Below are 18,755 nucleotides of genomic sequence, written 5' to 3'. Positions count from 1 at the left end.
CGACGACCCGTCGCGGCCCGCCGCGCATCCTCACCCGCGGAGCGTCGCCCCGAACAGCTCGGCCGCGCGCGCGAGTCCGGCGCTCTTCGCCTCGGTCGCCTCGGCCGCCGTGAGGGTGCGGTCGGGCGCGCGGAAGCGCAGGGCGAGCGTGATCGACTTCGTGCCGGGCGCAAGGCCCGCGCCGCGGTAGTCGTCGATGAGCTCGGCGTGCTCGAGGAGCGCGCCTGCCCCCTCGACGACGGCGTCGCGCACGTCGCCCGCGGGCACCTCGACGGGGACGACGAGGGAAAGATCCTGCGTCGCGGCGGGGAAGGTCGACAGCGCGCGGGCCGCGACCTCGCCCGCGCCGAGCGCGATCAGACGGTCGAGGTCGAGCTCGAGCACGCCCACGCGGCGCGGCAGGTCGCGGTCGAGCGCCACCTGCGGCAGCAGCTCGCCGGCGAACCCGACGGTCTCGTCGCCGACGAGGAGCGCGGCCGTGCGTCCCGGATGCAGCGCGGGGTGCGACCCGCTCTCGACGCGGAGGTTCGCGCCCGCGACGCTCGCGATGAGGCGGGCGGCGTCGAGGGCGTCGGCGATGCCCGCCTCCTCGGCCGGCTGGCCGATGCCGCGGGCGCGCCGGTCGCCGACGAAGAGCGCGGCGATGCTCCAGGGCTGATGCGGGATGCTCTGCTCGAGCTCGGTGATCGCCTGGTCGCTCGGCCGCGCCGTGCCGAACGGCACCGAATCGACGCCGTAGGTGCGCGCGGGCTCGGGCTGGAAGACGTGCCCGAGCTCGAACAGCGCGAGATCGGTGAGGCCGCGGGAGAGGTTGCGGTGCGCGATCGCGGCGAGGCCGGGGACGAGGCTCACGCGGAGCATGCCCTGCTCGGCGTCGAGCGCGTTCGCGACGCGGACCTGCGCGGCATCGGCGCCGCCCATGAGCGCGTTGTCGGCGCTGCGGACGAACGGGTAGGCGAGCACCTCGGTGAGACCCGCGGCGGCGAGGGCGCGGCCGACGCCTCGGCGGACCTGCTGCGAGCGCGTGAGGCCGCGCCCGGGCGGGGCCACGGGGAGCACGGAGGGGATGCGGTCGTAGCCGACGATGCGCGCGACCTCCTCGGCGAGCGAGGGGGCGTCGACGAGGTCGGGGCGCCAGCTGGGCGGCTCGACGAGCCAGCCGTCACCCTCGGGCTTGAGCCTGCAGCCGACCGCGCCGAGCGAGTCGGTGACCTCGTCGAGGGAGTAGTCGACGCCGATGAGGCGGTCGACGAAGCCCTCGGCGAGCGCGATCGACTCGGGGCGCTTGGCCTCGATCCACGCCGAGCCGAGCTCGTCGATCGTGCCGCCCGCGTGCTCGACGAGCAGGTCGGCGACGCGCTGGGCGGCCGGCTCGGCGACGAGCGGGTCGACGCCGCGCGCGAAGCGCTTCGACGCCTCGCTCGGGAGCTTGTGCCGGCGGGCCGAGCGCGCGATCGACACGGGGTCGAAGTTCGCGGCCTCGATGAGCACGTCGGTCGTCGCGTCGCTCACCTCGGTGCTCGCGCCGCCCATGACGCCCGCGATGCCGATGGGGCCCGACTCGTCGATGATGAGGAGGTCCTCCGCGTCGAGGGCGCGAGTCTGGTCGTCGAGCGTCACGAGCGTCTCGCCCGGAAGCGCGCGGCGCACCGTGATGCCCCCGGAGAGCTTCGTCAGGTCGTAGGCGTGGATCGGTTGGCCGAGCTCGAGCATCACGTAGTTGGTGATGTCGACGGCGATCGAGATCGAGCGGATGCCCGCGAGCTGCAGGCGCGAGACCATCGACTGCGGCGTCGGCGCGGTCGCGTCGATGCCGCGCACGACGCGCGTGACGAACACGTCGCACCCGCGGCGACCGCGGACGGGCGCCTGGTCGTCGACGACGACGGAGAAGCCGAGCCCCTCCCCCACTTCGAGCGCCTTCGCGGGGTCGCGGAAGGACGCGCCGGTCGAGTGGGAGTACTCGCGGGCGATGCCGCGGATGGAGAGCGTGTACCCGCGGTCGGGGGTGACGTTGACCTCGACGGCCACGTCATCCAGCCCCAGGAGGGCGATCGCGTCGGTGCCGGGCTCGGCGGCGACGCCGAGCTCGGCGAGGCGGAGGATGCCGTCGTGCTCGTCGCCGAGGCCGAGCTCGCGCGCCGAGGCGATCATGCCGTCGGAGACGTGGCCGTAGGTCTTGCGGGCCGAGATCGGGAACGGGCCGGGAAGGACGGCGCCGGGCAGCGACACGACGACGAGGTCCCCGACATGGAAGTTCCGCGCGCCGCACACGATGCCGCGCACCTCGGGCTCGCCCTCGGTCGTCGTGCCCGTGCGGACCTGGCACCAGCGGATGGTCTTGCCGTTCGACTGGGGCTCCTCGACGAAGTCGAGCACCTCGCCGACGACGACCGGGCCCGTGAGGGCGCCGCCGTGGACGCCCTCCTCCTCGAGGCCGACCTTCACGAGCGCGGCGTGGACGTGATCGGCATCCGCCGCGGAGTCGCCCGAGGCGGGCACCTCGACCCACTCGCGGAGCCAGGACAGCGGGACGCGCATCAGACCACCATTCCGAACTGCTGCGAGAAGCGGACGTCGCCCTCGACCATGTCGCGCATGTCGCTCACGTCGTTGCGGAACATGAGCGTGCGCTCGATCCCCATGCCGAAGGCGAAGCCCTGGTAGACGTCGGGGTCGATACCCGCCGCGCGGAGCACGTTCGGGTTGACCATGCCGCAGCCGCCCCACTCGATCCAGCGCGCGCCGCCCGTGAAGGTCGGGTGCCAGACGTCGAGCTCGGCGCTCGGCTCGGTGAAGGGGAAGTAGCTGGGGCGCAGGCGGATGCGGGCGCCCTCGCCGAACATCGACCGCGCGATGTGCTCGAGCGTGCCCCGCAGGTGGGCCATCGTGAGGCCCTTGTCGATCGCGATGCCCTCCATCTGGTGGAACACGGGCGTATGCGTCGCGTCGAGCTCGTCGGTGCGGAAGACGCGACCGGGCGCGACGACGTAGACGGGCAGCTCGCGCTCGAGCAGCGAGCGCACCTGAACGGGGCTCGTGTGGGTGCGCAGCACGAGGTGCCGCTCGACGGGGTCGATGAAGAAGGTGTCCTGCATCGCGCGCGCGGGGTGGTCGGGGTCGAAGTTGAGGGCGTCGAAGTTGAACCACTCGTTCTCGAGCTCGGGGCCCTCCGCGACCTCCCACCCCATGGCGAGGAAGATGTCGCTCATCTGCTCCATCATCGTCGTGAGCGGGTGCCGCGCACCGTGCGCCTGACGAGCGGGGATGCCCGTCACATCGATCGTCTCGGCGTCGAGCCGCGCCTGCTCCTCCGCGACGGCGAGCTCGGCCTCGCGCGCGGCGACGGCCTGCTGCACCCGGCCGCGCGCCTGGCCGACGAGCTTGCCGAGCGCGGCCTTCTGGTCGTTCGGCACGTCGCGCAGGCTCGCGTTGAGCTGAGCGAGCGTCGAGGCCTCGCCCGTGTGGGCGGAGCGCGCGGCCTTGAGGGCGGCGGTGTCGGGTGCGGCGGCGATCGCGGCGAGGGCCGCCTCGACCGCCGATTCCACCGCCGACTCCGAGATCTGGGGGGTGTCAGGCACGAGACGAGAGTCTAGCCGCGGGCCGCGTCGACCCTATGCGCGCCCGTCGCCCGCCGTGCGGATGACCGTGGTGTCGGCGCTCTCGCCGATCGCCCGTCGAGCGGCCCGGCGGGATGCCCGTCCGCCGGGCGTGCGCGCCGCCAGGCGTCGGGCGAACCACGACAGCGTCAGGTTCACCGTCAGGAACAGCCCGAGCGTGATGACGAAGAACGAGAAGCCGTACTGGGAGAACCCGAAGAACTCCGCCTGCAGCCGCTGCTCGCGCACGAGCTCCTGGAGGCCGACGATGTAGCCGAGCGAGCTGTCCTTCAGCAGCACGACGAGCTGCGCGACGACGATCGGCGCCATGGCGCGGAACGCCTGCGGGAACTCGATGAGCAGTCGGGCCTTGAGCGGCGTGAGCCCGAGCGCGAGACCGGCCTCGCGCTGACCCTTCGGCAGCGCGACGATGCCCGAGCGGAGCGCCTCGCCGATGATCGCCCCGTTGTAGAGGGCGAGGCCGAGCACGACGGCCCAGTACTGGCTCGTCGCGAACAGGATCAGGATGAAGAACATCATGAGCAGCACGGGCATGCCGCGGAAGAACTCGAGCACGATCGTCACGGGGATGCGGACGAGCGCGAGGGACGACAGCCGCAGCACCGCGAACACGCTTCCGACCAGGATGGCGAGCACGCTCGCGAGGGCCGCCACCTGCAGCGTCGTGAGGAGGCCGCGGACGAGGAGGCCCTCCCAGACCAGCGGGTCCTGGAAGATGTCCCAGCGCTCGTAGTCGAAGAGACCCTCCCCGGCGAGGGTCGCGATGACCCACGCGAGACCGGCAGCCAGACCGACTCCCGTGAGGATCGACGCGATGAGCGAGCGGCGGCGGGCCCTGGGGCCCGGCACGTCGTAGAGGACGGAGGTCATCGCATCACCGCGACCTTCTTCTCGAGCCGGTCGGCGATGCGTCCGAGCGGGATCGTGACGAGCAGATAGCACGCGGCGATGGCGAGGAAGATCGCGATCGTCTCGTCCGCGTAGCTGTTGGCGAGCCGCTTGCTGGAGGCGAAGAGCTCGAAGACGAAGAACCCGCCGGCCACGGAGGTGTTTTTCGTGAGGGCGATCGTGACGTTGATGAGCGGCGGGATGACCGACCGCACCGCTTGCGGGATGATCACGTGCACGGCCGTCTGGCTGAAGGTGAGACCCACGGAACGTGCGGCCTCGGCCTGGCCGACCGGCACCGAGTTGACGCCGGAGCGGATCGCCTCCGCGTAGAACGGGGCCGTGTAGAGCGTGAGCGCGATGATCGCGCTCACGGGAAATGGGATGATCGGCCCTAGCCGAGGGATCACGAACACGAGCAGGAAGAACACGAGCGTGAGGGGCGTGTTCCGCAGCAGCTCGGTGAATCCGGTCGCGACCCAGCGCAGGCTCGGCACGGGCGAGATGCGCATGCCCGCGAGCACGACGCCGAGCGGCAGGGCGAAGAGCACCGTGAGCGCGAGCATGCGGAGCGTGGCGAGGAAGCCCTCGAGCAGCACGTCGCCGCTCTCGATGAGGAACTGCACGCGGGCCTCCAGTGGTCAGAGTGAGGGGGGATGGTGCGGGGCGGCCTGAGCCGCCCCGCACTCGGGTGCTGCGGTGATCGACTAGTAGCGGTCGACCGACGGCGGCTCGGGGACGTCGATGACGGTGCCGGCGGTCTCCTCGAACAGGCGAGCCCACGTGCCGTCCTCGAAGGCCTCCTCGAGGACGTCGTTGATGAAGGTGCGGAACGCGTCGTCTCCGAGCGGCACGCCGATGCCGTAGGGCTCCTCGGTGAAGGTCTCGCCGAGCAGCTCGAACTCGCCGGGGTTCTGGTCGACGAAGCCCGAGAGGATCACGTTGTCGGTCGTGACCGCGACGACCTGGCCGTTGCGCAGCGGGTCGAGGCAGTCGCTGTAGCCGCCCGCGGCGAGCAGCTCGGCGCCGTACTGCTCGGAGATGGTCGCGGCGGGCGTCGAGCCCTCCGCCGAGCAGACCGGGAGACCCTCGAGGTCCTCAGGGCCCTCGATGCCCTCGGGGTTGCCCGCGGCGACGAGGATGTCCTGACCGGCGATGAAGTACGGGCCCGCGAAGTCGATGCGCTCCTTGCGGGCGTCGTTGATCGTGTAGGTCGCGACGACCATGTCGACCTGGTCGGACTCGAGGAACGACTCGCGGACGGACGACTGAGCCTCGATCCACTCGATGTCCTCGAACGGGATGCCCAGCTCGGCGGCGACGAGGGCGCCGATGGCCACGTCGAAACCGACGGGCGAGCCGTCCGGGCCCTGGAGACCGAACAGCGGCTGGTCGAACTTCGTGCCGATGGTGATCGAGCCGGCCTCGGCGAGCTCGGCCATCGTCGTGCCCGCCTCGAACTCCGGATTCTCGGCGATCTCGAGGCTGTACGGGCCGTTGCCGGTCGCCGCCTCGCCGCTCTCGTCGGGCTCCTCCACGCCGCCGGGGCCGGCGCTGCCGGCCGGACCGCAGGCCGTGAGGCCGAGGAGCAGCGCGGCGCCCGCCGCGCTGAGGATCGTGCTCTTCCGTGTGATGCGCATGTGCTGTACCCCTTGGTGTCGGATCGAGTGATGCATTTCGGATGGGCTGGTGGAACGAGACCTCAGTGACTGAGGATCTTGGAGAGGAAGTCCTTCGCGCGGTCGGTCTTCGGGTCGTCGAAGAACGACGCGGGCGGGGCATCCTCGAGAATGCGGCCGTCGGCCATGAACAGGACGCGATCGGCCGCGCGACGGGCGAAGCCCATCTCGTGCGTGACGACGATCATCGTCATGCCGTCCTTCGCGAGCTGGACCATGACGTCGAGGACCTCGTTGATCATCTCGGGGTCGAGCGCGCTCGTCGGCTCGTCGAGGAGCATGAGCTTCGGGTCCATCGCGAGGGCGCGGGCGATCGCGACGCGCTGCTGCTGGCCGCCGGAGAGCTGCGCGGGCATCTTCTGGGCCTGGTTGGCGACGCCCACGCGGTCGAGGAGCTCCATCGCGCGCTTCTCGGCCTCGGCCTTCGAGGTGCCGCGCACGCGCATCGGGGCGAGCGTCACGTTCTCGAGAACGGTCTTGTGGGCGAAGAGGTTGAACGACTGGAAGACCATGCCGACGTCGGCCCGGAGCGCGGCGAGCGCGGTGCCCTCCTCCGGCAGCGGCGTGCCGTCGATGCGGATCTGACCGCTGTCGATCGTCTCGAGGCGGTTGATCGCGCGGCAGAAGGTCGACTTGCCCGAGCCCGAGGGCCCGATGACGACGACGACCTCGCCCCTCTGAACGGTCGTGGAGATGTCCTTCAGGACGTGCACCTCGCCGAACGACTTGTTGATGCGTTCGATCGCGACGAGCGGTTCAGACACGAGCGCCATCCCTTCCAGTTCGGCCGATGGTCGATGTCGAGCATCCGGACCGCCGCGAGAGACCGGCGCCGCGGAGGCGACAGGGATCGGTCACGACGAGGAATGAGCGCATCGGCATCGGTGGCACGGGTTCACGGTAGGTCGCCGACCTCCGACCGTCACGGGCCTTGAGCGTTTCTTGAGCGTCCGGTCGCGGCCGGACGCGCGGCTCAGCGCCTCGACTGGCTGTAGTAGGCGACGGCCCCCGGGTGCAGGTCGACGGGGTCGGTGAAGATGGCCTGCCGCCGGTCGAGCAGAGCCGCGGCCGGCACCTCCTCCGCGATCGTCGAGCGCGATTCGAACAGCACGGCGAGCACATCGCGGACGAGCTCGTCGGGGGCCCGCTCGGCGACCATCAGGTAGTTGGGCACCGTCATCGTCTCCGTGGCCTGGGTCCGGCCGTAGGCGCCGATGGGGAACTCGGCGAGACGGTACGCGCCGCCGTGCCGGGCGTTCACGCGGTCGACCGTGGCCGGCTCGATCGGCAGGAGGCGCGCGGGTGCGTCGGTGAACAGCTCGGCCAGTCCCGGGGTCGGAAGACCCCCCCACCCAGAAGAACCCCTCGATCTCGCCGGCGCGGAACGCGTCGATCGACTCCGCCAGTCCGAGGGCCTCGTCCTCGACGTCGCTCGGCGCGACGCCCTCGGCGTCCAGCACCCTCGTCGCGACGATGTTCACCCCGGAGCTGGGCGCGCCGAGGGAGACGCCGCGCCCGGCGAGGTCGGCGATCCGCCGGATGTCGGAGTCGGAGCGCACCACGACGTGCACGTACTCGTCGTAGAGCCGCGCCACGGCCTGCACGTCGAGCGGCTCGGGGAACGCCCCGACGCCGGCGACCGCATCGGCGGCGGCGTCGCTCTGCGCGAACCCGAACAGGGCGCGCCCCTCGGCCACGCGCAGGAGGTTGTCGACCGAGCCGTTCGTCTCGTCGACCGAGACCTCCGACCCGAGCCTGCTCGACAGCACCTCCGCGAGCTGGCCCCCGAAGGAGTAGTACACCCCCGTCACGCCGCCGCCCGCGATGGAGAAGCGATCGGGCGCAGGCGCGGGTCCGCATCCTCCCAGCGCCGCCAGTGCGAGAACCCCGCCGAGGGCGATCAGGAGGCTCCGCCGCGCTCGTGCCCTCACGACGACTCCCCCCTGCCGAGCCGCAGATGCACCGCGAGCCCTCCGTCCTCGGGCGACTCCACGCGGAGCCGGCCGCCGATCGAGTGCAGCAGATCGGTCGCGATCGCGAGCCCCAGGCCCGAGCCGGGCGTGCTCCGGTTGCGCGGGCTCCGCCAGAAGCGCTCGGTCAGGTGCGCGAGCTCGTCCTCCTGGACGCCGGGGCCGTGGTCGCGCACCACGATCTCGGCACCCTCGACGGAGTCGGTCACCGAGACCACGACCCGCGTGCCGGACGGGGAGAACTTCACCGCGTTGTCGATCACCGCATCCAGCGCGCTCTCCAGGATCGTCCGGTCGGTCACCGTGAGAACCGGTGCGTCGCCGTCCGCGAGGAGGTCGACGCCCGACTGCGAGGCCGCCTGCCGCCAGGCCTCGACCCGCGCCCTCCCGACCTCCGCGACGTCCACGACGCCGGCAGCGGCGCCGCGCTCGCTGCTCCTGGCGAGGCTGAGGAGCGTGTCGAGGATGCGCGTCATGCGTCGCCCCTCCTCGCGCGTCTCCTCGATGTCGCGACCCCACTCGTCGCCGAGCCCGGTCGCGAGGTACTCCACGCGCACGAGGAGCGCGTTGAGCGGGTTCCGCAGCTCGTGCGAGGCGTTGAGCGCGAACTCCTGCTGGCGCGACATCACGCGCTCGATCTCCTCCGCCATGCGGTTGAAGACGAGGATCATGCTGCGCAGCTCCGGCGGGCCCGTCTCGTCGGCGATGCGCGCCTCCACGTCGCCGCGCTCGATCGCCTCCATCGCCCGGTCGACTCGGCGGATGGGTCGGAGCACCCAGTTGGCGAGCCGGAACACCACGTAGATGCCGACGGAGGTGGCGAGGATGGCGCCGCCGAGCAGGAGCCCCCACTGCCGCAGGATCGTCTCTCGGGCGATGTCTCCGCTGGCGGTCACGACGACCGCTCCGATGGCCTCGCCGTTGTCGATCACGGGCTCGACCATGATCAGGTCGCTCAGGGCCCACGGAGGCGCCGGCTCGGGCACCTCGCCGCGACGGCCCGCGAGGGCGAGCTGGATCTGCGCGGTCGTCGCCTCGTCGAGCACGCCCGGGTCGCCGCCGCCGTCGACCCACGGCGCTCCCGACCGGTCGATGACGAGCACGCGCGTGCCGTAGAGCTCGTAGTAGCGGCCCGCCTCGCTCGCCACGAGCTCGGGGCTGCCGGACCGGAGCGCCTGGCGCGCGCTCGTCACGAAGTAGGCCACGTCGCCCAGCAGCTGCGAGATCTGCTCCTGCTGGATGCTGCGGGCGGCGCTCCATGCGTAGGCCCCGCCGAGCACGAGCAGGACACCCACGAGCGGGACGAGGAACACGACGATGAGCCGCCTGCGCACGGCTACCGCCCCGCGAATCGGTAGCCGACGCCTCGGACGGTCTCGATCAGATCGCCGCGCCCGATCTTGCGCCGGATCGACCCGACGTGCACCTCGAGCGAGCGGCTGAACGCGTGCCAGTCGGTCTGCCAGACCTCGCGGATGATGCGCTCTCGCGGCACCACGACCCCGGGGTAGCGCGCGAGCGCTGCGATGATGTCGAACTCCGTCCGCGTGAGGTCGACGGCCGTGCCGGCGACGAGCACCTGGCGCCCCGACAGGTCGATGCGGACTCCTGAGACATCGATCACCTGCTCGGGCGTCGGCTCAGCCACGAGCGCCCGCGCGCGCCGGGTGACCGCCTCGATCCGCGCGACCATCTCCAGCACGTTGTACGGCTTGACCAGGAAGTCGTCCGCTCCGGCGCGAAGACCGCGGATCCGCTCCTGGACGTGGCTGCGCGCCGTGGCGATGATGATCGGCACGCCCGAGCGCTCCCGGATCCTCCGGCACAGCTCGATGCCGTCGGCGTCGGGCAGGCCGAGATCCAGGAGGACGACCTCGGTGTCGGAGCTCAGAGCCTCGAGGGCCTGCGCGCCATCGGCGGCGCTCACCGTGTCGTAGCCGGCTTTGCGCAGGAACGCGCGGAGGGCATCCATCAGTCGATCGTCGTCCTCGACGATCAGCACCGTCACGGCCGCGCCCGGTCGGTCACTCGGCCGCCGTACGACGGTGAGCGTCGTGCGACCGCTGCGCGAAGGCGCTCTCGTACAGGCAGACGGCCGCGGCCGTCGCGAGGTTGAGGGACTCGGCGGCGCCGTAGATCGGCACGACGACGGCGCGGTCGGCCATCCCGAGCTGCTCGACCGTGAGCCCGCGGGCCTCGTTGCCGAAGAGCCACGCCGTCGGGCCGTCGAGCTCGCCCGCCGCGCGGACGCCCAGCAGGTCTTCCCCCGACACGTCGGCGGCGAGCACGCGGATGCCGCTCGCGCGCAGTCGGTCGAGCGCCGACTCGAGCGAGACCCCCACGACGACGGGGATGTGGAAGATCGAGCCGGTCGTCGCGCGGACGGCCTTGGGGTTGAAGGGGTCGACGCTCGAGCCCGTGAGGATCACGGCGTCGGCGCCCGCGGCATCGGCGACGCGGATGATCGTTCCCGCGTTGCCCGGATCCCGCACCTCCTCCAGCACGGCCACGAGGCGCGGCCCGCGCGCGATCACGTCGTCGAGGGCGGTCGGGAAGAGGGCGCAGACGGCGACCATGCCCTGCGGGGTGACGGTGTCGGCGATCACCGCGAGCACGGGTTCGCTCACCTGCTCTACGCGGATGCCCGCGGCGCGAGCGGTACCGAGGAGCGCATGATGGCGGTCGTCGGCGGCGGGGGTCACGAAGATCTCGCGGATGAGCTCGGGGCGTGTGCGCACCGCCTCGTCGACCGCCTGCGGACCCTCGACGAGGAACAGCCCGGTCTCGGCGCGCTGAGAGCGCTTCGCGAGCTTCGCGGCCGCCCGCACGCGCGGCGAGCGCGGGTTGTCGATCATGGCCGTCATGATACGGACGGCAGGGAGACGATCAGCGGCCCCGCGCCGACGCGCGCCCGATCCCGCGCCGGCGCCGCCGGGAACGACGAAGGCGCGCCCCCGATCGGGAGCGCGCCTTCGTGCGAGGAGTGCTGCGTTACGCGGCGGTCTTCGGCGCCGAGGTGTCGGCCGGGAGGGCCTCCTTGGCGACCTTCACGAGCGCGGTGAACGCGGCGGGCTCGTTGACCGCGAGCTCGGCGAGCATGCGACGGTCGACCTCGACGCCCGCGAGGCCGAGGCCCTGGATGAGGCGGTTGTAGGTCATGCCGTTCGCACGGGCGGCCGCGTTGATGCGCTGGATCCAGAGGCGGCGGAACTCGCCCTTCTTGGCGCGACGGTCACGGTACGCGTAGACGAGGGAGTGGGTGACCTGCTCCTTGGCCTTGCGGTAGAGACGCGACCGCTGGCCGCGGTAGCCCTCGGCGCGCTCGAGGATGACGCGACGCTTCTTGTGGGCGTTGACGGCCCGCTTGACTCTTGCCATTTTCGGTGTCCTTCAGTCTTTCCGTGCCGGCTACTTCTTGCCGATGAGCTTCTTGATGACCTTGGCGTCGGCCGGAGCCAGCACCTGCTCCTGGTTGAGGCGGCGAGTGAGCTCGCTCGACTTCTTCTCCAGGTTGTGACGCATACCCGCGCCCTGCTTCATGACCTTGCCGGAGCCGGTCAGCTTGAAGCGCTTCTTCGCTCCCGAGTGGGTCTTCTGCTTAGGCATTCGTTTCTCTCTTTCGTGGGCTGGAACTAGTCCGCCGCAGGGGCGGGCGTCGTGGGGGCCGCGGGCTTGCCCGACGGCTTGGGGGCGTTGGCCGGAGTGGGCTTGACCGCCGCGGGCTTGACCGTGCTCGTCTTCGCCGTGCCCGTCCGGGTCGAGGGCTTCGACGTCGCCGGCTTCGCCGCGGGCTTCGCGGTCTTGGCCGGCTCGGCCTTAGTCGGCTCCGTCTCCGCCGCAGCGGGCTCCTCGGCCGCCGGCTCGGTCGCCACGGGCTCCGTCTTCGCCGCCTTCGCGGGCGCGACCTTCGCGAGCTCGGCCTCGGCCGCATCCCGCTCGGGGGTCGGCTTCTCGGCGGCGGGCGTCGAGTCTGCCGGCTTCTCCGCGGCGGGAACCGCCGCGGCATCCGTGCCCTTCGCGGAGGCCTCGGCGCTCTTGCGCTCGGCCTTCGACTGGGCGCGAGCGGCGTTCTGCTCTGCCTTCGCGTCGGCCTTGTTCTTGAGCGGGCCGATGATCATGACCATGTTGCGGCCGTCGATCGTCGGCGTCGACTCGACGGAGCCGAACTCGGCGACGTCCTCCGCGAAGCGCTGCAGCAGACGCACGCCCTGCTCGGGGCGCGACTGCTCGCGGCCGCGGAACAGGATCATGGCCTTCACCTTGTCGCCGGCCTGCAGGAAGCTCTCGGCGCGCTTGCGCTTGGTCTCGTAGTCGTGCTTGTCGATCTTCAGGCGGAAGCGCACCTCCTTGAGGATGGTGTTCGCCTGATTGCGTCGGGCCTCCTTGGCCTTCTGCGCCGCCTCGTACTTGAACTTGCCGTAGTCCATGATCTTGACCACGGGGGGCTTCGAGTTCGGGGCGACCTCGACGAGGTCGAGGTCGGCCTCCTGCGCCAGGCGCAGGGCCACCTCGATCTTGACGACGCCGACCTGCTCGCCTCCGGGACCGACGAGTCGGACCTCGGGGACGCGGATGCGGTCGTTCGTTCTCGGTTCGCTGATGCGAGTCTCCTCTGTCGTGACGGGAATGTCGTGATGATGTCGAGAGAGAGCGACTCCGCACGGCGCAACGCCATGCTCACCCACGGCCCTCGCACGGCGCTGCTGCCGACGAGCGGGGTGATCTGACCCGGTAACCTAGTGATGCGGTCAAGAGCGGGTGGGAGGAGTCCTCCACTTTCGTACCGGGGATCTGGCCCCGGAGCCCGCATAACCATAGCAGTACTGCGCCGCTGCGAGAAGTCGCGGCCCCTCCTCCACCCGGAAGGCCTCATGTCCGAGCCCCTGAACGACGCGCCCGATGCCGACACCGACGCCTCGCGCGACATCGCCGATGTGCCCGCCGTCGAGATCATCAACACCGTCGCCGTCCACCTGCTGAGCGCCGCCGCCGTGAAGTGCGGGCTCTCCGAGCAGGGCGAGGACGAGATCGACCTCGCCGAGGCGCGCAAGCTCATCACCGCGCTCGCGGGTCTCATCACCGCCTCGGCGCCCGAGCTCGGCGACCACCACGCGCGCGTGCTGCGCGACGGGCTCCGCTCGGTGCAGCTCGCCTTCCGCGAGGCATCCCCGTTCCCCGACGCGCCGGGCCAGGGCCCGGGCGAGAAGTGGACCGGCCCGGTCTCGTAGCCCTCTAGTCGCCGTCTGCCGGCAGCATCACCGGCTGGACGGAGAGCGCGTCGACGCGCTCCGCCACGATCGGGTCGGATGCCCACCGCGCGCTCATCGCGCCGATGACCTCCCGCAGGCGGTCGGCCCCGACCCCCGACGCGACGGCGAGGCGCACGACGACCTCCGGCCCGCTTCCGCGCAGCTCGGGGTCGCCGCGCACGGGCGCCACGGCCACGATCTCGGGGTGCTCCTCGGCGGGGCGCGCGATCGCCTCGACCACCTCGGGGTCGTCGATCGCGGGCACCCACGCGGTGCCGCGCGCGATCGCCCAGACCGCGGGCCGCGGCAGCACGAGCTCGTCGCCGCGGGCGTCGATCACGACGCGGTCGGTCTGCTCGCTCGCGGCGGCGAGAGCGACCCGCTGCGCGCTCGCGGGCACCGGACGAGCATCCGGCCGCCAGTTCGTCATGGCCGCGACCGAGGAGAACACGGGCAGGATCGGCCGCCCGTCGGGGCCGGCGACGGTGATGATCGAGAGCTCCTGCGTCTTGTCGACGCGGACGCCGTGCTCGTTCTCGCCCTCCTCGCCGGCGACGGCGACGAGCGGGATGAGGAAGCGGCAGTCGGCGATCGCGGAGACGAGGCCGCTCGCGGTCAGCTCGCCGGCGCGGAAGGCGCGCATCCCCTCGACGAACGCCGCGGGCGCCGAGCCATCGTCACCGGCGCCGGGGTTCGGGGCGAAGCTGCGGCCGGCCCAGGGCTGGCCGGCGGAGTCGGTCGACGGCATGCGCGGCCGGAGCCAGCGTCAGTTGCCGGCGACGTCGAGGGCTTCGGGCAGCGTGAACGCGCCCGCGTAGAGGGCCTTGCCGACGATCGCGCCCTCGAGGCCGAGCGGCACGAGCTCGCGGAGCGCGGCGATGTCATCGAGGCTCGAGACGCCGCCGGAGGCGATGACGGGGCGGTGGGTGCGCTCCATGACGTCGCGCAGCAGCTCGAGGTTGGGGCCGTTGAGGGTGCCGTCCTTCGTGACGTCGGTGACCACGTAGCGGGCGCAGCCGGCCTCCTCGAGGCGCTCGAGGACGTGCCAGAGGTCGCCGCCCTCCTCCGTCCAGCCGCGGGCGGCGAGCGTGGAGCCGCGGACGTCGAGACCGACCGCGATCGCTTCGCCGTACTCGGCGATGACGTGAGCGGCCCACTCGGGGTTCTCGAGGGCGGCGGTGCCGAGGTTGATGCGCTTGGCGCCCGTCGCGAGCGCGGCCTCGAGGCTCTTGTCGTCGCGGATGCCGCCCGAGAGCTCGATGTTGACGTGGCGCGGGACGGCCTTGACGACCTTCTGGATCATCTTGCGGTTGTTGCCGCGTCCGAAGGCGGCGTCGAGGTCGACGAGGTGGATCCATTCGGCGCCGTCATTCGCCCACTCGAGGGCGGCGTCCACGGGGTCGCCGTAGCTCGTCTCGGTACCGGCCTCGCCCTGGGTCAGGCGCACGGCCTTGCCGCTCGCGACGTCCACCGCCGGGAGCAGGGTGAGGGCGGGGATTCGAGAGAACTCGCTCATGACAGTCTTTCTGTGGGTGCGTGTGCGGCGATGGGGGGCATCGGGGTCGGCCCGGGCACAAGCACAGAATCGTACTCCCCTTCGCGCGGACCCCCGTGCTCAGAGAGTGCTCAGCCAGTTCCCGAGGAGTCGGAGACCGGCCTCCCCCGATTTCTCGGGGTGGAACTGCGTCGCGCTCAGCGGACCGTTCTCGACCGCGGCGACGAAGCGACCGCCGTGATCCGCCCAGGTGACCGCCGGGGCGGGGATCTTCGGGTTCGTGATCTCGAGCGTCCAGTCACGGGCGGCGTAGGAGTGCACGAAGTAGAACCGCTCGTCGTGCAGGCTCGCGAACAGCCGGGAGTCGGCCGGGGCGTCGACCGTGTTCCAGCCCATGTGGGGCAGCACGGGCGCGTCGAGCTCGGAGACGGTGCCGGGCCACTGACCGAGGCCCTCGCTCACGACGCCGCGCTCGTCGCCGCGCTCGAAGAGCACCTGCATGCCGACGCAGATGCCCAGGACGGGTCGACCCCCGGCGAGGCGGCGGTCGATCATCTCGTCGCCGCCGACCGCGCGGAGGGCCGTCATGACCGCACCGAACGCCCCGACGCCGGGCACGAGCAGACCGTCGGCCTCGCGGACGCGCGCGCGGTCGGCCGAGACCTCGACGCGCGCGCCGGCGGCCTCGAGCGCCTTCGCCGCCGAGTGGATGTTTCCGGAGCCGTAGTCGAGGACGACGACGCTGGGGCGCTCGCTCACGGTCAGAGCGCGCCCTTGGTCGACGGCACGCCCTGCACGCGCGCGTCGAGCTGCACGGCCTGGCGGAACGCGCGGGCGAAGGCCTTGAACTCGGCCTCGGCGATGTGGTGCGGGTCTCGACCGGCGAGCACCGTGAGATGGACGGTCAGCCCGGCGTGCATCGTGATGGCCTCGAAGACGTGGCGCACCATCGACCCGGTGAAGTGGCCGCCGATGAGGTGCAGCTCGAAGCCGGCGGGCTCGCCGGAGTGCACGAGGTAGGGGCGGCCGGAGACGTCGACGACGGCCTGCGCGAGCGCGTCGTCGAGCGGCACGAGAGCATCGCCGAAGCGCGCGATGCCGGACTTGTCTCCGAGCGCGCTGCGGATCGCCTGGCCGAGCACGATGCCCGTGTCCTCCACCGTGTGGTGCACGTCGATCGCGGTGTCGCCGTGGGCCTCGACGGTCAGGTCGACGAGCGCGTGCTTCGCGAACGCCGTCAGCATGTGGTCGAAGAACGGCACCGTCGTCGAGATCGACGACTGGCCGCTGCCGTCCAGATCGATCGAGAGGCGGATGCTCGACTCGCTCGTCTCGCGGCGGAGGTCGGCGGTGCGGGGTGAGGTCACCGCTCGATCCTACCGAGCACCTCGAGGAACTCCGTCGTCTCGGCCTCGGTGCCCGCGGTCACGCGGAGGTGGTGCGGGATCCCGAGGTCGCGGATGAGGATGTCGTGCTCGAGCAGGCGCTCGAAGGTCGCATGCGGATCGGTCACGCCGCCGAACAGGACGAAGTTCGCCCAACTCTCGTGCGGCGCGTAGCCGAGCCGGGCGAGCTCGACGACGAGGCGGTCGCGCTGCTCGCGGATCGCCCCGACCGTCGCGAGCATCGCCGGGGCGTGCTCGAGCGCGGCGACGGCCGCCGCCTGCGTGAGAGCGGAGAGGTGGTACGGCAGACGCACGAGCCGCAGAGCGTCGATCACGGCGGGGTCGGCGGCGAGGTAGCCGAGCCGGCCGCCGGCGAAGGCGAAGGCCTTGCTCATCGTGCGCGAGACGACCAGGCGCGGACGCCCCTCGAGAAGACTCAGGGCCGAGGCCTCCCCCTCCGGCATGAACTCGGCGTACGCCTCGTCGACCATGACGATGCCGCGGCTCGCCTCGTAGACGGCGGCGATCGTGTCGAGGCCGATCGGGGTGCCGGTCGGGTTGTTGGGCGCGCACAGGAACACCAGGTCGGGGTCGGTGCGCTCGACGGCGGCGGCCGCGGTCGCGGGGCTCAGTCGGTAGTCGTCATCCCGCGCGCCCTCGACCCACTGCGTGCCTGTGCCGGCGGCGATGATCGCGTGCATCGAGTACGTCGGCGGGAAGCCGAGCACGCGCCGCCCGGGGCCGCCGAACGCCTGCAGGATGTGCTGGATGACCTCGTTGGAGCCGTTCGCCGCCCAGATCTGCTCGGGGGCGATGCCGCCGCCGAGGTAGCCCGCGAGGTGCTCTCGGAGGAGGGTGAACTCTCGGTCGGGGTAGCGGTTGATGCTGCGCATCTCGCGCTCGACCGCCGCCGTCACGTGCGCGACGACCTCCGGGGGAACCGGGTGGGTGTTCTCGTTGACGTTGAGAGCGATGCGGACGGGCTTCTGCGGGGCGCCGTAGGGCGTCAGACCGCGCAGGTCGTCGCGGATGGGGAGGTCGGCGAGGGACGTCACTCCGTCAATGCTAGGCGGTCGGAATCAGCCGTCGCGTCGCGCTCGGCCCCGTCTGCCTGGCGGGCCTCGCGCCGACCCGGCTCAGTCGGCGTAGGCTGCGGGGAGCACGAGCGACTGGCCCGGCTGCACCGAGCCGCCGGCGAGATCGTTGACCGCGATGATGTCGGCGACGACGTCGGCCGGGTTCGCCTCGGGGGCGACGAGCGCGGCGATCTGCCAGAGCGACTGCCCCGCCTCGACCGTGATGCTCGCCGGTGCGGCGTTCGTGGAGGTGGCGGTCGCCGCCGCCCCGCCGAGCGCCGTGGCGAAGATGCCGACGACGAGCGGGGCGGCGACGATGCCGGCGAGGACGATGCGACCGCGGCGCGTGATGCGGAGGCGCGTGCGGGGGGCTGCGAGCTCGGCGAGTGCGATGGCGGTCATGGTGTCCTCCTGGGCCCTCATGGTGAGGATGTCGACAGGCCCCCGACGGCGGGGACCGCCGGGGATGCAGCGCCCCTCGGCCGGGAGGGGCTCTGCGAACCTGTGTTCCGAACATACATTCGATCGAACAGAGATTCAAGACTTCGACCCGCTTTTCCTCCGAATGGAGCGCGACACGTTCGAACGGGTGTTTGAACGCGGCGCCCCGGGCGGATAGAGTTTCGAAGACTCACCGGTCACTCCATCAGCGACCACCGACATTCCTCCTCGACCGCTTCGGAACGGAGCCCTCCATGGCCGACGAACTCGCCGACGGGGCGTCCGCGCCCTCCACGCGTCGCCGCACGACGCTGAGCGACAAGCAGCGCGCCATCCTCGGGGTCATCCAGGCCTCCGTCGCGAACCGCGGATACCCGCCGTCGATGCGCGAGATCGGCGACGCCGTGGGTCTGTCGTCGATGTCGAGCGTGTCGCACCAGCTGGGTCAGCTCGAGCTGAGCGGCTACCTGCGCCGCGACCCGAACCGGCCGCGCGCGCTGGAGGTCCTCATCGATCTCGAGAGCACGGCATCCCCCTCATCGGACGCGCCCGCAGGGCCCGCCGTGGGCGACGCGGCGATGGTGCCGCTCGTCGGGCGGATCGCCGCGGGAATCCCGATCACCGCCGACCAGCAGGTCGAGGAGGTCTTCCCCCTCCCCCGCCAGCTCGTCGGCAAGGGCGAGCTCTTCATGCTCAAGGTCGTCGGCGAGTCGATGATCGACGCCGCCATCTGCGACGGCGACTGGGTCGTCGTCCGCCAGCAGAGCACCGCGGAGAACGGCGAGATCGTCGCCGCGATGCTCGACGACGAGGCGACCGTCAAGGTGTTCAAGCAGCGCGACGGCCACACCTGGCTGCTGCCGCGCAACTCGGCCTTCGAGCCGATCGTCGGCGACTACGCGACGATCCTCGGCAAGGTCGTGGCGGTGCTGCGCTCGGTCTGATCGACCGC

The 18,755-nt window shown here is 71.7% G+C and carries 21 protein-coding genes and 1 pseudogene; 2 read left to right on the top strand and 20 right to left on the bottom strand.

The window, feature by feature from the left end:
* Window positions 1-30 precede the first annotated feature (30 nt).
* From pheT to infC, 14 genes and pseudogenes are all read right to left on the bottom strand, one after another.
* Complete coding sequence (gene pheT, locus ASC54_RS07710) at window positions 31-2,541, bottom strand: phenylalanine--tRNA ligase subunit beta (RefSeq protein WP_055897791.1); 2,511 nt, start codon at window positions 2,539-2,541, stop codon at window positions 31-33.
* Window positions 2,541-3,581 carry a phenylalanine--tRNA ligase subunit alpha gene (gene pheS, locus ASC54_RS07705; RefSeq protein ID WP_055855586.1) on the bottom strand — a complete coding sequence of 347 codons (1,041 nt, stop codon included), beginning with the start codon at window positions 3,579-3,581 and terminating at the stop codon, window positions 2,541-2,543. The genes pheT and pheS overlap by 1 nt, the downstream gene beginning before the upstream one ends.
* 33 nt (window positions 3,582-3,614) lie before the next feature.
* Entirely contained in the window at window positions 3,615-4,490 is an 876-nt protein-coding gene (locus ASC54_RS07700) for an amino acid ABC transporter permease (protein WP_082514921.1), read from the bottom strand.
* On the bottom strand, window positions 4,487-5,134 hold the full coding sequence (locus ASC54_RS07695) for an amino acid ABC transporter permease (RefSeq protein WP_082514920.1): 648 nt from the start codon (window positions 5,132-5,134) through the stop codon (window positions 4,487-4,489). Before ASC54_RS07695 ends, ASC54_RS07700 begins: the two co-directional genes overlap by 4 nt.
* A gap of 81 nt (window positions 5,135-5,215) precedes the next feature.
* Window positions 5,216-6,148 (bottom strand): glutamate ABC transporter substrate-binding protein, encoded by a 933-nt coding sequence (locus tag ASC54_RS07690; protein WP_055897788.1) that lies wholly within the window; start codon window positions 6,146-6,148, stop codon window positions 5,216-5,218.
* Window positions 6,149-6,210: 62 nt separating this feature from the next.
* Window positions 6,211-6,960: an amino acid ABC transporter ATP-binding protein gene (locus ASC54_RS07685; RefSeq protein WP_055855593.1), complete on the bottom strand. Its 750-nt coding sequence runs from the start codon at window positions 6,958-6,960 to the stop codon at window positions 6,211-6,213.
* 200 nt (window positions 6,961-7,160) lie between these two features.
* Entirely contained in the window at window positions 7,161-7,478 is a 318-nt protein-coding gene (locus ASC54_RS13225) for a TAXI family TRAP transporter solute-binding subunit (protein ID WP_255357376.1), read from the bottom strand.
* A 106-nt stretch (window positions 7,479-7,584) separates the two neighbouring features.
* Window positions 7,585-8,118 (bottom strand): annotated as a pseudogene (locus ASC54_RS13220) (TAXI family TRAP transporter solute-binding subunit); the annotation flags it as partial.
* Complete coding sequence (locus ASC54_RS12825) at window positions 8,115-9,491, bottom strand: HAMP domain-containing sensor histidine kinase (protein WP_055897785.1); 1,377 nt, start codon at window positions 9,489-9,491, stop codon at window positions 8,115-8,117. The pseudogene ASC54_RS13220 and the gene ASC54_RS12825, both read right to left, overlap by 4 nt.
* A gap of 2 nt (window positions 9,492-9,493) precedes the next feature.
* A complete protein-coding gene (locus tag ASC54_RS07670) occupies window positions 9,494-10,165 on the bottom strand; it encodes a response regulator transcription factor (RefSeq protein WP_055897782.1) in 672 nt (223 codons plus the stop codon).
* 16 nt (window positions 10,166-10,181) lie between these two features.
* Window positions 10,182-11,012, bottom strand: coding sequence for an RNA methyltransferase (locus tag ASC54_RS07665; protein WP_055897780.1), 831 nt, complete (start codon window positions 11,010-11,012; stop codon window positions 10,182-10,184).
* 136 nt (window positions 11,013-11,148) lie between these two features.
* Window positions 11,149-11,535 carry a 50S ribosomal protein L20 gene (gene rplT, locus ASC54_RS07660; protein ID WP_055855609.1) on the bottom strand — a complete coding sequence of 129 codons (387 nt, stop codon included), beginning with the start codon at window positions 11,533-11,535 and terminating at the stop codon, window positions 11,149-11,151.
* Window positions 11,536-11,565: 30 nt separating this feature from the next.
* A complete protein-coding gene (gene rpmI / locus ASC54_RS07655; protein ID WP_055855611.1) occupies window positions 11,566-11,763 on the bottom strand; it encodes a 50S ribosomal protein L35 in 198 nt (65 codons plus the stop codon).
* Window positions 11,764-11,789: 26 nt separating this feature from the next.
* A complete protein-coding gene (infC, locus tag ASC54_RS07650; RefSeq protein WP_369813320.1) occupies window positions 11,790-12,842 on the bottom strand; it encodes a translation initiation factor IF-3 in 1,053 nt (350 codons plus the stop codon).
* Between the two features lie 186 nt (window positions 12,843-13,028).
* Between infC and ASC54_RS07645 the strand changes: the two genes are divergently transcribed.
* The gene (locus tag ASC54_RS07645) at window positions 13,029-13,385 is read left to right on the top strand and encodes a DUF1844 domain-containing protein (RefSeq protein ID WP_055855614.1); all 357 of its coding nucleotides are present in this window, start codon (window positions 13,029-13,031) and stop codon (window positions 13,383-13,385) included.
* A gap of 4 nt (window positions 13,386-13,389) precedes the next feature.
* On the opposite strand, the gene ASC54_RS07640 is transcribed toward ASC54_RS07645, so the two are convergent.
* The 6 genes from ASC54_RS07640 to ASC54_RS07615 form a co-directional block, all read right to left on the bottom strand.
* Window positions 13,390-14,154 carry an SseB family protein gene (locus tag ASC54_RS07640; RefSeq protein ID WP_055897777.1) on the bottom strand — a complete coding sequence of 255 codons (765 nt, stop codon included), beginning with the start codon at window positions 14,152-14,154 and terminating at the stop codon, window positions 13,390-13,392.
* Between the two features lie 18 nt (window positions 14,155-14,172).
* On the bottom strand, window positions 14,173-14,922 hold the full coding sequence (gene priA / locus ASC54_RS07635) for a bifunctional 1-(5-phosphoribosyl)-5-((5-phosphoribosylamino)methylideneamino)imidazole-4-carboxamide isomerase/phosphoribosylanthranilate isomerase PriA (RefSeq protein WP_055897774.1): 750 nt from the start codon (window positions 14,920-14,922) through the stop codon (window positions 14,173-14,175).
* Window positions 14,923-15,021: 99 nt separating this feature from the next.
* On the bottom strand, window positions 15,022-15,660 hold the full coding sequence (gene hisH / locus ASC54_RS07630) for an imidazole glycerol phosphate synthase subunit HisH (RefSeq protein ID WP_055855625.1): 639 nt from the start codon (window positions 15,658-15,660) through the stop codon (window positions 15,022-15,024).
* A gap of 2 nt (window positions 15,661-15,662) precedes the next feature.
* The gene (hisB, locus tag ASC54_RS07625; RefSeq protein ID WP_055855628.1) at window positions 15,663-16,268 is read right to left on the bottom strand and encodes an imidazoleglycerol-phosphate dehydratase HisB; all 606 of its coding nucleotides are present in this window, start codon (window positions 16,266-16,268) and stop codon (window positions 15,663-15,665) included.
* Window positions 16,265-17,341 (bottom strand): histidinol-phosphate transaminase, encoded by a 1,077-nt coding sequence (locus ASC54_RS07620; RefSeq protein ID WP_055855631.1) that lies wholly within the window; start codon window positions 17,339-17,341, stop codon window positions 16,265-16,267. Before ASC54_RS07620 ends, hisB begins: the two co-directional genes overlap by 4 nt.
* A gap of 81 nt (window positions 17,342-17,422) precedes the next feature.
* A complete protein-coding gene (locus tag ASC54_RS07615) occupies window positions 17,423-17,764 on the bottom strand; it encodes a LysM peptidoglycan-binding domain-containing protein (RefSeq protein ID WP_055855636.1) in 342 nt (113 codons plus the stop codon).
* A 293-nt stretch (window positions 17,765-18,057) separates the two neighbouring features.
* Between ASC54_RS07615 and lexA the strand changes: the two genes are divergently transcribed.
* On the top strand, window positions 18,058-18,747 hold the full coding sequence (gene lexA / locus ASC54_RS07610; protein WP_055897771.1) for a transcriptional repressor LexA: 690 nt from the start codon (window positions 18,058-18,060) through the stop codon (window positions 18,745-18,747).
* Window positions 18,748-18,755: the final 8 nt, after the last annotated feature.

The organism is Yonghaparkia sp. Root332, assembly GCF_001425665.1.
Classification (GTDB): Bacteria; Actinomycetota; Actinomycetes; order Actinomycetales; family Microbacteriaceae; genus Microcella.
The sequence above is the reverse complement of the archived record's forward strand: the minus strand, read 5'-3'. Positions and strand labels throughout refer to the sequence as shown.